The organism is Aliiroseovarius sp. YM-037, from assembly GCF_048060095.1.
In the GTDB taxonomy this organism is placed as follows: domain Bacteria; phylum Pseudomonadota; class Alphaproteobacteria; order Rhodobacterales; family Rhodobacteraceae; genus JBLUOA01.
In genome coordinates, this window is sequence record NZ_JBLUOA010000002.1 from 365,226 (window position 1) to 378,762 (window position 13,537).

General features: G+C 60.9%; 12 protein-coding genes. 6 read left to right on the plus strand and 6 right to left on the minus strand.

Going from position 1 to position 13,537, the window contains the following annotated elements:
- Window positions 1–266: 266 nt before the first annotated feature.
- The 3 genes from parE to ACEWPJ_RS12425 all read left to right on the plus strand — a co-directional run bounded on the left by parE (window position 267) and on the right by ACEWPJ_RS12425 (window position 3,667).
- Complete coding sequence (gene parE, locus ACEWPJ_RS12415; RefSeq protein ID WP_416513413.1) at window positions 267–2,228, plus strand: DNA topoisomerase IV subunit B; 1,962 nt, start codon at window positions 267–269, stop codon at window positions 2,226–2,228.
- A 9-nt stretch (window positions 2,229–2,237) separates the two neighbouring features.
- On the plus strand, window positions 2,238–3,005 hold the full coding sequence (locus ACEWPJ_RS12420; RefSeq protein WP_416513414.1) for a hypothetical protein: 768 nt from the start codon (window positions 2,238–2,240) through the stop codon (window positions 3,003–3,005).
- A 218-nt stretch (window positions 3,006–3,223) separates the two neighbouring features.
- Window positions 3,224–3,667 (plus strand): DMT family transporter, encoded by a 444-nt coding sequence (locus tag ACEWPJ_RS12425; RefSeq protein WP_416513415.1) that lies wholly within the window; start codon window positions 3,224–3,226, stop codon window positions 3,665–3,667.
- A gap of 117 nt (window positions 3,668–3,784) precedes the next feature.
- Here ACEWPJ_RS12425 and ACEWPJ_RS12430 read toward each other — a convergent pair whose 3' ends face one another.
- The 6 genes from ACEWPJ_RS12430 to ACEWPJ_RS12455 all read right to left on the minus strand — a co-directional run bounded on the left by ACEWPJ_RS12430 (window position 3,785) and on the right by ACEWPJ_RS12455 (window position 11,341).
- Window positions 3,785–4,774 (minus strand): Ldh family oxidoreductase, encoded by a 990-nt coding sequence (locus ACEWPJ_RS12430; RefSeq protein ID WP_416513416.1) that lies wholly within the window; start codon window positions 4,772–4,774, stop codon window positions 3,785–3,787.
- A 24-nt stretch (window positions 4,775–4,798) separates the two neighbouring features.
- The gene (locus ACEWPJ_RS12435) at window positions 4,799–5,476 is read right to left on the minus strand and encodes an ABC transporter ATP-binding protein (RefSeq protein WP_416513417.1); all 678 of its coding nucleotides are present in this window, start codon (window positions 5,474–5,476) and stop codon (window positions 4,799–4,801) included.
- On the minus strand, window positions 5,469–6,755 hold the full coding sequence (locus ACEWPJ_RS12440) for a lipoprotein-releasing ABC transporter permease subunit (protein ID WP_416513418.1): 1,287 nt from the start codon (window positions 6,753–6,755) through the stop codon (window positions 5,469–5,471). The genes ACEWPJ_RS12435 and ACEWPJ_RS12440 overlap by 8 nt, the downstream gene beginning before the upstream one ends.
- A gap of 80 nt (window positions 6,756–6,835) precedes the next feature.
- Window positions 6,836–8,233 carry a proline--tRNA ligase gene (proS, locus tag ACEWPJ_RS12445; RefSeq protein WP_416513419.1) on the minus strand — a complete coding sequence of 466 codons (1,398 nt, stop codon included), beginning with the start codon at window positions 8,231–8,233 and terminating at the stop codon, window positions 6,836–6,838.
- Between the two features lie 152 nt (window positions 8,234–8,385).
- On the minus strand, window positions 8,386–8,661 hold the full coding sequence (locus ACEWPJ_RS12450) for a hypothetical protein (protein WP_416513420.1): 276 nt from the start codon (window positions 8,659–8,661) through the stop codon (window positions 8,386–8,388).
- Between the two features lie 190 nt (window positions 8,662–8,851).
- Window positions 8,852–11,341 (minus strand): GcvT family protein, encoded by a 2,490-nt coding sequence (locus ACEWPJ_RS12455; RefSeq protein ID WP_416513421.1) that lies wholly within the window; start codon window positions 11,339–11,341, stop codon window positions 8,852–8,854.
- A 181-nt stretch (window positions 11,342–11,522) separates the two neighbouring features.
- Between ACEWPJ_RS12455 and panC the strand changes: the two genes are divergently transcribed.
- The 3 genes from panC (at window position 11,523) to ACEWPJ_RS12470 (ending at window position 13,522) form a co-directional block, all read left to right on the plus strand.
- Window positions 11,523–12,368: a pantoate--beta-alanine ligase gene (gene panC / locus ACEWPJ_RS12460; protein WP_416513422.1), complete on the plus strand. Its 846-nt coding sequence runs from the start codon at window positions 11,523–11,525 to the stop codon at window positions 12,366–12,368.
- Window positions 12,369–12,381: 13 nt separating this feature from the next.
- The gene (panB, locus tag ACEWPJ_RS12465; RefSeq protein ID WP_416513423.1) at window positions 12,382–13,191 is read left to right on the plus strand and encodes a 3-methyl-2-oxobutanoate hydroxymethyltransferase; all 810 of its coding nucleotides are present in this window, start codon (window positions 12,382–12,384) and stop codon (window positions 13,189–13,191) included.
- Between the two features lie 100 nt (window positions 13,192–13,291).
- Window positions 13,292–13,522 (plus strand): hypothetical protein, encoded by a 231-nt coding sequence (locus ACEWPJ_RS12470; RefSeq protein ID WP_416513424.1) that lies wholly within the window; start codon window positions 13,292–13,294, stop codon window positions 13,520–13,522.
- Window positions 13,523–13,537 lie beyond the last annotated feature (15 nt).

Consider the following 13,537-nt stretch of genomic DNA (forward strand, 5'->3'; position numbering starts at 1 on the left):
GTGCCCTTTGGACATGTCTAAAAGTCAGGTTTTGGAAACGGTGCAAAATTTCGGGCCACAAAAAAGCCCAGATTGGAAACGAACGCACTCTCCTAATGATAGAATCAGTGGGGCGATTTTCACCCCTCCCGGCACGCCCCGTCACATGACCCCGTGAAATCACCGGGCGACTCCGCAAATCTCCGGCGCTCAGGGCCGATCACCCGTTGCCCCGCCCGGTCGCCCTGCACTAAGATAACGCCAACGACACAATAAGAGCAGCACACATGGCCGACGACCTGCTGGGTGGTATGGACCCCGAGAAAGAATATGACGCCTCATCGATTGAGGTGCTGGAGGGGCTGGAGCCTGTCCGCAAGCGCCCCGGTATGTATATCGGCGGCACCGACGAACGCGCGCTGCACCATATGGTGGCCGAGGTTCTTGATAATTCAATGGACGAGGCCGTCGCGGGTCACGCCACACGGATCGAGGTTGAACTCCACGACGACTACGCCGTCACCATCCGCGACAACGGCCGCGGCATCCCGATCGATCCGCATCCGAAATTCCCCGACAAGTCCGCGCTTGAGGTGATCCTTTGCACCCTTCACGCGGGCGGCAAATTCTCGGGCAAGGCCTACCAGACCTCCGGCGGCCTTCACGGGGTTGGCGCGTCCGTCGTGAATGCCCTGTCGGATTCCATGGTCGTGCAGGTCGCGCGGAACAAGGAACTCTACGAACAACGCTTCAGCCGGGGCGTCCCGCTTGGCCCCATCGAAAAGATCGGCGCGGCCCCGAACCGGCGCGGCACCACCGTCACCTTCCACGCCGACCCCGAAATCTTCGGCCACCACCAGTTCAAGCCCAAGCGTCTGATGACGATGGTGCGCTCCAAGGCTTACCTGTTCTCCGGCGTTGAAATCCGCTGGAAATCCGCCATCGACCACGGCGAAACCCCGACGGAGGCCACCTTCCACTTCCCCGGCGGGCTGGCCGACTACCTGAACGAGACCCTGGGCGGAGCCTCCACCTACGCCGAAACCCCCTTCGCGGGCAAAGTCGACTTTCAGGAAAAGTTCGGCGAAACCGGATCGGTTGAATGGGCGATCAACTGGACCCCGGCGCGCGATGGCTTCCTGCAAAGCTACTGCAACACCGTCCCCACGCCCGAGGGCGGCACCCACGTCACCGGCTTCTGGGCCGCGGTGCTGAAGGGCATCCGCGCCTATGGCGAACTCGTCAGCAACCGCAAGGCCGCGCAGATCACCCGCGACGACCTGATGAATGGCGGCTGCGCGCTGGTCTCCTGCTTTATCCGCGACCCGGCCTTTGTCGGCCAGACCAAAGACCGCCTTTCGACGGAATCCGCAGCGCGGCTCGTCGAAAACTCCGTCCGCGATCACTTCGACAACTGGCTGGCCGGGAACACCAAGGCCGCGGGCGCGATCCTCGACTACCTCGTGCTGCGATCCGAAGAACGCCTGCGCCGCCGGCAGGAAAAGGAAACCGCCCGCAAATCCGCAACGAAAAAGCTGCGCCTGCCCGGCAAGCTGACCGACTGCACCGCCAAGACCCGCGAGGGGACCGAGCTGTTCATCGTCGAGGGTGACTCCGCCGGTGGCTCCGCCAAGGGTGCCCGCAACCGTGAAACGCAGGCGCTGCTGCCGCTCAAGGGCAAGATCCTGAACGTGCTCGGCGCGGCCTCCTCCAAGCTGACGACCAACGCCGAAATCAGCGACCTTTGCGAAGCGCTTGGCGTCGGAATGGGATCGAAATTCAACATCGACGATCTGCGCTACGACAAGATCATCATCATGACCGATGCCGACGTCGACGGGGCGCATATCGCCTCGCTCCTCATGACGTTCTTTTTCATCCAGATGCGCCCGCTGATCGACCGGGGACACCTCTACCTTGCCTGCCCGCCCCTGTTCCGCCTGACCCAAGGCGCAAATCGCGTCTATTGCGTCGACGAGGCCGAAAAGGACGCGCAACTCGAAAAAGGCCTTGGCGGCAAAGGCAAGATCGACGTCAGCCGCTTCAAGGGTCTGGGCGAGATGGACGCAAAAGACCTCAAAGAAACCACCATGAACCCCGAAACCCGCAAACTGATCCGCGTCAGCATAGACGAGGACGAACCCGGAGAAACCGGAGACCTCGTCGAACGCCTCATGGGGAAAAAGCCCGAGCTGCGGTTCCAGTATATCCAGGAGAACGCGAGGTTCGTGGAGGAGTTGGATGTTTGAGGGTTAAGAATGCGATGTATTTCGATAAAGCGGCTAAAGATCCACGAGCTAGAAGCTACGCTTCGCTATCTTCATAAAGATGATCAAGTGTGGACGCGAAAATCCGCCATATATGGCGAGATTCAAGATAAAGCGATCAAGTCCTTTGTAGTATTTTTGGGGAAAATTGTGATCGCCTACTTGATCGCAACCTCATTGCGCAATGGAAATGAACTAGCTTTAAAAGTCTCTAACTTTGAGGCATCTGTGCCTGCGGCCTTTTTTCTCTTCGCCGTTAGCCTTCTCTTGTTGATATCGGCGATGGCATTCAATCATTTGTCCGCAGCGATGACGCTAAAAAACTCGTTAGCGACTAAGATCAAGCTAATCGGATTCTCGGTCAACGCATATGATCTCCTCCAAAACCGAAGCGACAACGCGCTAGGTGTTCCGGTAGTTATCAACCCGTTCTTCAGAGAAGCTCTTCCGATTTCTTCGATGCTTGCGCATTTACTGCTGATCGCGATGTTTACTATACTCGTCCCAATCGTCGCATTTGGCTACTATGTTTTCGACGAACTGGTCATGCTGGGGATGAACAGCCAGATATCTGCGCCCGAGCGAATTTCGGCGTTTGCGGGCGCCGCTATTACAATCTTGTCGGCCATGTATGTTGTGCTGTTTCACCTACCACTACCGGTTATCAAGAACACAAAAGGCATCAGATGGGGGTTCCTTTACAGCCTTCCACCTCATCCGTCGGATCAAGAAAAATTCAGTCGCTGGAGTAGAAGCTAGGTCGGGATCTGGTGTGGATCGCTACTCCCACTTTCTAGCAAGAACGACAAACGTATAGTCCCCCAAGGGCGCAAAGGCCCGCGGGGTGGCGCAATCGCGCCGCCCCATGGGGGCGGGTCGGCACGGCCCGGCGTTCTCCGCCGGGCGTAACCCCCCATTGCCAATCCGCCACCCCCGTCCCAAACTCCGCGCACACCAAACCGCCGGAGTCCTCCTTCATGCCCCCCACCCTTCTCTACGCCCTCACCATGCTCGCCGCTGGCATCGGCATCCCAATCCTCGCGGCGTTGAACGCGGCGCTGGGGGCGCGGCTTGGATCTCCGGTGGCGGCGGCGTTCTTGCTGTTCATCGTGGCGCTTGCGGGGACGGCCTGCGTGTTGCTGGTCTCCGGCCCCGGCGCGTTGAAGGGGGCGGCAGGGGCGCCGAAGCACCTGTTCCTCGCCGGGTTGCTCGTCGCGTTCTACGTTCTGACGATCACTTGGGTCGCGCCTAAATTCGGTGTCGGCAACGCGGTGTTCTTCGTGCTGCTGGGGCAGTTGATCTCCGCCGCCGCGATCGACCATTTCGGGCTGTTCGGGGCGCAGGTCTCTCCGCTGTCGCTGACCCGCGCGGGCGGCATCGCGCTGATGGCGGCGGGGGTTTTCGTTACCCAGCAGGTCTAGGGCGCGGGCGGGGCGTTAACCACGCCGGGGCGGACAATCGTATGCACAGGAGTCATACGTTTGTCATACGCATATCAGACGCAAGTCATACATGGTTTTCCGCATGAAATCAGCGCGTTAACCCGCTTCTCCCCGCGCCAGTCCCGAAACCAGCGCCCACACCGCGTCCGGCACATCAACCGGGTCAGCTTCCCGCTTTCCCTGCCCCGGCATCCGCGCCCCGTCCTCGGCGTTGATCGCCTCGGCCAACTGCCGCAGCCGGTCGGGAAATGCCCCCGAAACCGAGGGGTCGATCAGCAGGTAGAATTGCCCCAGATCATGCGGCGCACCCTCCGGCGCTTTCAGCGGTTTCACGTCCTGCGACAGCACCCCGCCGGTCATCCCGGCGGCAAGGATTTCCGCCATCAGGCCAAAGCCCCAGCCTTTGTAACCCCCTGTAGACACTAGGGAACCTTGCAAGGCGGCCTCCGGATCGGTGGTCGGATTTCCGTCCTTGTCAACGGCCCACCCCTCGGGGATTTTCTCGCCCGCGGCCTTCGCCATCGTGATCTTTCCAAGCGCGACGGTGGTGGTCGACTGGTCGAACTGCATGGCGATTCCGCCCGCCCCGTCCGGCACCGAAAACGCGATCGGATTGGTCCCGATCACCCGCGTCTTGCCCCCCGGCGGCGCCACGATGGGCGAAGCATTGGTCATCCCCAGCGCGATCATCCCCGCCCGCGCGATCTGTTCGGTGAAATAGCCCAAGGACGTGCAGGTATGCGCATGACCTATGGCCAGCGTCGCCGTCCCGTTTAATTGAGCCGCCCCAATGGCTTGCGGCAATCCACGAGCAAAGGCAGGCTGCGCGAATCCGTATTTCGCATCGACCTGGACGACCCCCGGACGGGGCTGCGAAACGACAGGTTCGGCATCGCCCTTGACCCGGCCCGTCCGCAATTGCTGGCAGTAGCTTTCAAGGTAATACAGCCCGCAGATCCGGTTGCCCACGGCCTCGGCCTTGCGCACCGCGCGGGCGACCTCTTCGGCGATCCATTCGGCCGCGCCGTGGCGTGTAAGCGCTTGTTTCGTTATGGTTTCGATCTCGTCCAGCGTGACCTGTGGCATCTGTGTCCGTCCTCCCTGTGAAGGTCAGACCAGCCGACCGTCCTGCAAATGAAGCACACGATCCATCCGCCCCGCAAGCTCTAGGTTATGGGTGGCGATCAGCGCGGCGAGCCCGGTTTCGCGGGTCAGCACCATCAGCGCGTCAAACACCCGGTCCGAGGTCGCGGGGTCGAGGTTCCCTGTCGGCTCATCCGCGAGCAATAGCTTTGGTTTATTGGCCAAAGCACGGCACACCGCGACGCGCTGTTGTTCACCGCCCGACAGGGCGGCGGGGCGGTGATCGGCGCGGTGGTCGATGCCGACGCGGGTCAGCAGATCGCGCGCCCGCGCCTCAGCCGCCGCTTGTGCCACGCCATTGGCAAGCTGCGGAAGCACTATGTTTTCAAGGGCCGAAAACTCCGGCAGCAGGTGGTGGAACTGATAGACGAATCCGACATCCCGCCGCCGCGCCTCTGTCCGCTTCCTGTCGGATCGGCCCGACATGACGGCGCCCCCGATCGCGACGTCGCCGGTATCGGCCGTGTCGAGCAGCCCCGCGATGTGCAACAGCGTGGATTTCCCGGCACCCGAGGGCGCGACCAGCGCCACAACCTCGCCCGGCGTGATCGCCAGATCGACGCCCTTCAGCACCGCGACCTCGCCCGGTTTGCCTTTGTTGTAAGCCTTGTAGATGCCCGACAGGGACAGCACCGGATCACTCATACCGCAGCGCCTCCACCGGGTTCATTCGGGCGGCACGGCGGGCCGGAAAGATCGTGACGACGAACGAAAGCCCAAGGGACAGGACGACGGCAGAGACGACATCCTTCACCTCAAGCTTGGCCGGAAGGTTGTAGATGCCCCGGATCGACGGGTCCCAGACCCCTCCACCCGAGATGTAGTTGACCGCCGAAAACACCGTGTCGATATAGATCGCGAACAGGCAGCCAAGGATCACCCCGAGGATCGTGCCGATCAGCCCGGTAAACGCGCCACAGATGAAAAAGACCCGCAGGACAGACCCTTCGGTCAGGCCCATCGTGCGCAGAATTCCGATGTCGCCACCCTTGTTTTTAACGAGCATTATAAGGCCCGAAACGATATTCATCGCCGCGATCAGGACGAGGATCGCCATGATGACGAACATCACGTTATCCTCGATATCAAGCGCCCGCAGGAACGCGCCGGACCGGTCGCGCCATGTCCAAAGCTGTGTGCGCTCGCCCCCCGCAGCCAGCAGATCGCCTGACATTTCGTCAATCATTTCGGGGTCTTCGACCATCACCTCAAGCTCATCCGCGACACCCTCGCGGTTGAAATATCCTTGCGCCTCATCGAACGGCAGGTAAAGCCGTGTGCGGTCGATGTCATAGCGCCCGGCGGTGAAGATATAGACAACCTCGTAGACATTGACGCGGGGGCTGGTGCCGAACGCAGTCCGCACCCCGTTGGGCGAGATCAGCTTGATCTTGTCGCCGATGCCCAAACCCAGCTCCCGCGCGACGCCAGAACCGATCGCGGCCCCTTCGTTGAACCGTTCAATGTCGCCCAGCGCGTCTTCGGGGTTCGCGACCCGTGGGATGCCCTTCAGGTTTTCCAGCGTGATTCCATAGACTTCAACGCCGCTATTAGACTCTCGGTGATTGGCCATCACCTGCCCTTTGACCAAGGGCGCGACGCGGGTGACGCCCGGCACGGCGCGGATCGCTTCGGCGCGTTCTTCGAAGTCTTCGATCACGCGCGATGTTTGGCCAGTGTCCGAAACTTCGATGGCATTATAGACGGTTACGTGGGCATTCGCGCCAAGGATCGTATCGACAAACTCCGCCCGGAACCCCGATCGCACGGCCAGTGTCGCGATCAGCGCGAACACGGCAAGCGTGATGCCGATCAGGGAAATCCACGTCATGACGCTGACGCCGCCCTCGGACCGACGGGCGCGCAGGTAGCGCCATGCGATCATCCATTCAAAACGTGAAAACGGGGCGGTTCGGGCGGCCATGTTGGTTTTGTCCTCTACATACTCCGCCAGCCTGCCGTTCGGATGGCCGATGGCGCGGTGCGACGTTCGATTCCGTCAGGTTACAGCCAAGTGTGGAACGACCGGTTCGCCATCGGCTCCACCTCTTTGCGCAGCATCGGGTGGTGGTCGGCGTAGATGTCGATGACCTTTTCAATCGCTTTTTCTGGCGGCAGCTCCTCGCTCTCGCCCGTCCGGCGAGAGGTGAGTTCGACCACACCGTTCTTCAACCCACGCGGGCCGACGGTAATCCGCCAAGGCAACCCGATCAGGTCCATAGACGCGAACTTCGCCCCCGCCCGTTCATCGCGGTCGTCATAAAGGGGTTCAAGCCCACGGGCAGCAAGCGCGTTATATAGCCCCTCACACGCCTTGTCGGCCTCTGCATCGCCCTGCTTCAGGTTCACGATGCCACAGTGATAGGGCGTGACGCCCTCGGGCCAGATGATGCCCTTGTCGTCATGACTCGCCTCGATGATCGCGCCAAGCAACCGGCTGACGCCGATGCCGTGCGATCCCATGTGGACGGGCACGCGTTCGCCCTTGTCGTTGACGACATTGGCCCCCATCGCATCGGAATACTTGGTGCCGAAATAGAAGATCTGCCCGACCTCGATCCCGCGCGCCGACCGGCGCCGCTCCTCCGGCACCTTGGCGAAGGCGGCTTCGTCGTGGGTTTCATCGGTGCGGGCGTATTTCGACGTGAACTCCTCCAGCACCGACTGGCACTGCGCGTGGTCGTCATAGTCGATGTCCCGGTCTCCGAAGGTCAGATCGGTGACGGCGCTGTCGTAAAACACCTCCGACTCCCCAGTTTCGGCGAGAACGAGAAATTCATGCGTGTAATCGCCGCCGATCGGGCCACCATCCGCGCGCATCGGGATCGCTTGCAGGCCCATCCGTTCGTAGGTGCGGAGGTAGCTGACCAGATGGCGGTTATAGGCGTGCAGCGCATCCTCTTTCGTCAGGTCGAAATTATAGCCGTCTTTCATCAGGAATTCGCGCCCGCGCATCACGCCAAAGCGTGGGCGGACCTCATCCCGGAATTTCCACTGGATGTGGTAAAGCGTCAGCGGCAGGTCTTTGTAGCTGTTCACATGGCTGCGGAAGATGTCGGTAATCAACTCTTCGTTGGTCGGGCCGTAGAGCATATCGCGCCCGTGACGGTCGGTGATCCGCAGCATTTCCTCGCCATAGTCGTCGTAGCGCCCGCTTTCGCGCCACAGATCGGCCGATTGCAACGTCGGCATCAGCATCGGGATATGCCCGGCGCGCTGCTGTTCTTCATGCACGATGTTTTCGATCTTGCGCAGCACTTTGAAGCCAAGCGGCAGCCACGAATAGATCCCGGCGCTGGCTTGTTTGATCATCCCGGCCCGCAGCATCAGACGATGGCTGACGATCTGGGCGTCGGCGGGGGTTTCCTTCAGAACGGGCAGGAAGTAGCGGCTGAGGCGCATGTGCGTTTATTCCTTGCAGATATCGTGGTCTGCACCGTCTAGGCCAATTGCAAACCCCAGACAAGAGAGGCCCGGCCCCATTGCGCCCCGGATTGCAATAAGGCCCCCGAAAATCGGGGGCCTCGTGGTTGCCTGTCTGTCGTGTCGTTACATTATTGTGGTATGTCCCCGTATTTTGCAGAGAAGCTTAGCAACGTCAGCCCACCCACCGGTGGTGGCGTGTTGCCTGCCTCTTCGCTGGCCAATGATCGGAAAACGCGTTGCGCACGCTCCGAGTGGCCGTTGGTGTTCAAATTCGGGACTTCCATCTGGCTGTGATCGGCGTCGGCCAGCCGCAATGACGGCCCGCCGGTGCGGTCAGTATCGGCGGCCAGCGGAAGCGCGACCATGCCGAGCATGAACGCGAAAATCGCAACAAGGCGTCTCATGGTGCTCTCCTTTCCATACTGGCAAACTCACTCTTGTTATGGAAAGGATGTGTGGTCGCGCGGGCCTCTCTTCAACGCACAATGCCGTGACGGCGGCGGGAGCTGTTCGTGCCAGAGCTCAACTTGAAGGCGGCATGAAAAAGGCCCCGACAGCGGGTGTCGGAGCCTTGTTCCAGTCGTATGTCAGGGGTCAGCCGTCGACGCGGATCGCGGCATTCGTCGGGTCATAGGGGCTGTCTTCCACGACCTCGGCGTCCCAAAGCTGCTTCAGGATACGGACCTTCAGCTTGGTGCCGACCGCCGCATGTTCGGGCTTTACATATCCCATGCCAATGGATTTCCCGAAAGCGACCGAATAGCCGCCCGAGGTCAGCCGCCCAACCCGTTCGTCCCCGGCAAACAGCACTTCGCGCCCCCAGGGGTCCGCGTCATCCGGCCCGTCGATCAGGACCGTCACGCATTTGCTACGGATACCGATCTTTTCCATCTCGGCTTTACCGTTGAAGTCTTTCGACAGGTCCACGAACCGCGGCAGGTCTGCCTCAAGCGGCGTTGCATCGCGCCCCAGTTCATTGCCGAAGGCGCGGTAGGATTTTTCCTGCCTGAGCCAGTTCTGCGCCCGCGCCCCGACCAGCTTCAGCCCATGCTTTTCACCAGCCTTCTCAAGCAGATCGAATAGGTAGTTCTGCATTTCGATCGGGTGGTGAAGTTCCCATCCCAACTCCCCGGTATAGGCAACACGGATCGCGTTGACCGGGCACATTCCAAGTTCGATCTGACGCGCCGAAAGCCACGGAAAACGCTTGTTCGACAGGGCGGTGTCCGGGTCTGCGTCCTTGATGACCTCTTTCAACAGATCGCGGGATTTCGGCCCGGCGAGCGCGAATACACCCCACTGGGTCGTCACGTTCTGGATTTCAATATAGCCGAACTCGCCCGCCTTATCCGCGGCGGATGTGCGCAGGAAATCAGCGTCGTAATCCGTCCACGCCCCGGCACTGACGAGGTAATATTCATCCTCCGCCAGCCGCACGATGGTGTATTCCGTCCGCGTCGTGCCTGCATCGGTCAGCGCATAGGTCAGATTGATCCGGCCCACTTTCGGCAGCTTGTTACAGGTGAACCAGTCAAGGAACTGTGTCGCGCCCGGCCCTTTGACGATATGCTTGGTGAACGCCGTCGCGTCGACCAGCCCGACGCCTTCGCGCACCGCTTTCGCCTCGTCCACCGCGTATTGCCACCAACCGCCGCGCCGGAAGCTGCGGGAGTCGTGATCGCTGAACCCTTCAGGCGCAAAATAGTTGGGCCGTTCAAACCCGTTGACGCAGCCAAACTGCGCGCCCCGTGCCGCCATCCGGTCGTAACACGGAGCAGTCCGCAGCGGACGACACGCCGGGCGTTCTTCGTCGGGGTGGTGGAGAACATAGACGTGGTCATACGCCTCTTCGTTCTTGCGGGCGGAGTATTCTGTCGTCATCCAAGACCCAAAGCGTTTCGGGTCAAGCGAGGCCATGTCAATCTCGGCCTCGCCCTCAACCATCATCTGCGCAAGGTAGTAACCCGTGCCGCCCGCCGCCGTAATGCCAAAGCTGAACCCTTCGGCCAGCCACATATTCCGCATCCCGGGCGCAGGCCCGACCAGCGGGTTACCATCCGGCGTGTAGCAGATCGGGCCGTTGAAATCGTCCTTCAGCCCGACCTCTTCCGACGATGGTATCCGGTGGATGAAGGACATGTATTCTTCTTCGATCCGCTCCAGATCGAGCGGAAACAGATCGGCGCGGAAGCTGTCGGGCACGCCGTATTCAAACCGTGCCGGCGCGTTTTGTTCATAAGGGCCGAGTATCCAGCCGCCCCGTTCCTCGCGGACGTACCACTTGGCATCGGCATCGCGCAAAACCGGGTGTTCGCCATGCGTTTTGCGATATTCGACCAACGCCGGGTCGGGTTCGGTCACGATGAACTGATGTTCAACCGGGATCGCTGGCATCTTGAGGCCCAGCAGCTTTGCCGTCCGCTGTGCGTGGTTGCCGGTGGCGGTGACGACGTGTTCGGCGTGAATCTCAAACGTCTCGTCACCTGGAACAAGGTTGCCGCCCTTTTCGACCATCACGGTCCCGCGCACGATCCATTCGCTGCCGGTCCATTCATAGCTGTCAACCTGCCGTTTGCGGACAATCTCAACCCCGCGCTGGCGCGCGCCCTTAGCCATCGCCATCGTGACGTCGGCGGGGTTAATGTATCCATCGGTCGGGTGATAGATCGCGCCTTGCAGGTCTTCGGTCCGCACCAGCGGCCAGCGTTCTTTGATGTCATCGGCACTCAGCCACTCAAACGGCACGCCGACGGTTTCCGCCGTGGTGGCATAGACCATGTATTCATCCATCCGCGCCTGGCTTTGCGCCATCCGCAGGTTACCGACGACCGAAAACCCGGCATTGAGGCCGGTTTCTGCCTCAAGCGTTTTGTAGAATTTCACGGAATAGTCGTGGATGTGGGTCGTCGCATAGCTCATGTTGAACAGCGGCAGCAGTCCGGCAGCGTGCCAGGTTGACCCCGACGTCAGTTCATCCCGTTCCAGCAGGACAACGTCTTTCCACCCGGCGCGGGCAAGGTGATATGCGACCGAGGCGCCGATGGCCCCTCCGCCGACGACCAGGGCTTTGACATGCGTTTTCATGGCGCGACTCGTCTCCATCGTGATTTGGCGTCACTCTGCCGTAAATCCGGGTCGTATGTCATGTGCAGCCGACCGAAAGCAGCGCAAAACCGACCTGCCCCCGCCGCCTCGGCAGAAATTATTTTGCAGTTGCAGCATTATCTTGCCATAACTCCCCCATACGAAGGACAAGGTGAGGGCGATGAAGGTTTGCCGCACTGTTGAAGAGATGCGCGCAGCCGTTGCGGCCCTACGCGCCGATGGCGACCGGATCGCGCTTGTGCCGACGATGGGCGCGCTGCATGCCGGGCACATGGCGCTTGTCGCCCGTGCGGGCGAGGTCGCCGATCACGTCACCGCCTCGCTTTTCGTCAATCCGACGCAGTTCGAAAACCCCGAAGACCTGTCCGCCTACCCGAAAACCACCGACGGCGATCTGGCAAAGTTCAAATCCGCCGGGGTCGCCGCCGTTTTCATGCCCAACCCGGATGAGGTTTACCCCGACGGCGCCGAAACCATCGTGGAGACCACCAAGCTCGCCAATATGCTGCACGGCAAGGTCCGTCCGGGTCATTTTCGCGGCGTCACCACCGTTGTCTGCAAGCTGTTCAACATCTGCCAGCCGAATGTCGCGCTGTTCGGCGAGAAGGACTATCAGCAGCTTCAGATCATCAAGCGGATGGTGCGTGACCTGTTCATCCCGGTTGAAATTATCGGCGTGCCAACAGTGCGAGAGGATGACGGCCTCGCCATGTCCTCGCGCAACGTCCGCCTGACGTCTGAGGATCGCGCGGCCGCCGTCGTGCTGAACCAATCGCTTGCCCTTGCCGAACGCATGGTGGCCGACGGCACCACAGCCGAAGACCTGCGCGCAGCCGTCACCGCCCATATCACCGCTGAGCCTCGTGCCACCGTCAAAGCCGTCGACATCACCGACGCCAGTGACCTGACCGAAGCCACCGGCCCCATCACCGCCCCCGTCGCCTTGATGATTTCCGCCCAGTTCGGCGATATCCTGTTGATCGACCAGCGCGTCGCCACGCCCTGAGAAGGAGAGACCCATGTCCACCCAATCCACGATCCGCCGCACCACAGTGCCCCAAATCGCCAGCCGCAAAGGAGGGGAGCCGATCGTATCGCTGACCTCCTACCACGCGCATACGGCGGCCATCGTGGATAAATACGCGGATTTCATTCTGGTCGGGGACAGCCTTGGCATGGTGATGCACGGGATGGATTCCACCGTCGGCGTGCCGCTTGATCTGATGATCATGCACGGCAAAGCGGTCGTGCGCGGCACCGAAAAGGCGCTGATCGTGGTCGACATGCCCTTCGGCACTTACGAGGAAAGCCCTAACATGGCCTTCCGCAACGCCGCGCGGATCATGAAAGAAACCCATTGCGGCGCGATCAAGCTGGAAGGCGGCGTGCGGATGGCCGAAACCATCCGCTTTCTGACCGAACGCGGTATTCCGGTTATGGCGCATACCGGCCTGACGCCGCAAAGCTCTCACGTCATGGGCGGCTTCAAGACCCAAGGCCGCGACGAAGACACCTGGCCCGCGCACGAGGCCGACGCCAAGGCGGTTGCCGAGGCCGGTGCCTTCGCTGTTGTCCTCGAAGGCATGGTCGAACCCCTCGCTGCCAAGATCACCAAGCAGATCGACATTCCGACCATCGGCATCGGCGCCTCCGCCGATTGCGACGGCCAGATCCTCGTGCTCGAAGACATGCTCGGCATGAACCCCTGGACCCCGAAATTCGTCAAGGTCTACGGCACACTCGGCCCGATGATCGAACAGGCCGTCAGCGACTACGCCGAGGAAGTCCGCAGCCGCGCGTTTCCGGGGGAAGAGCAGACGTATCGGTGAGCGGGAGCGGCGGCTTCGAGCCCAGACCTACCAAATGCATCGGACTTCAATTAGTTCACTAAAATGCGAAGATAAAATACCGAATTCTTGCGGGATGAAGATGTCCGAAACAATCGAGATATACGTCTATCTAGAAGATGAGGGCGTCGATGTTTGGCGCCCCACCACTGCTAAACCATTAGGAAATGGCAGATTTATGCTTCTGGCAACACCCGACTACGATCCAGGGTTTGAAAGATGGGAGTTTGTTCCGGGAAGCGTGGTATCTTGCCGAACGAAACGCTTTCAAGGAGAGCAGGAGCAAAAGCTAATAGCTGTGTCCGCTGATTGATCAACGGCAGCACCG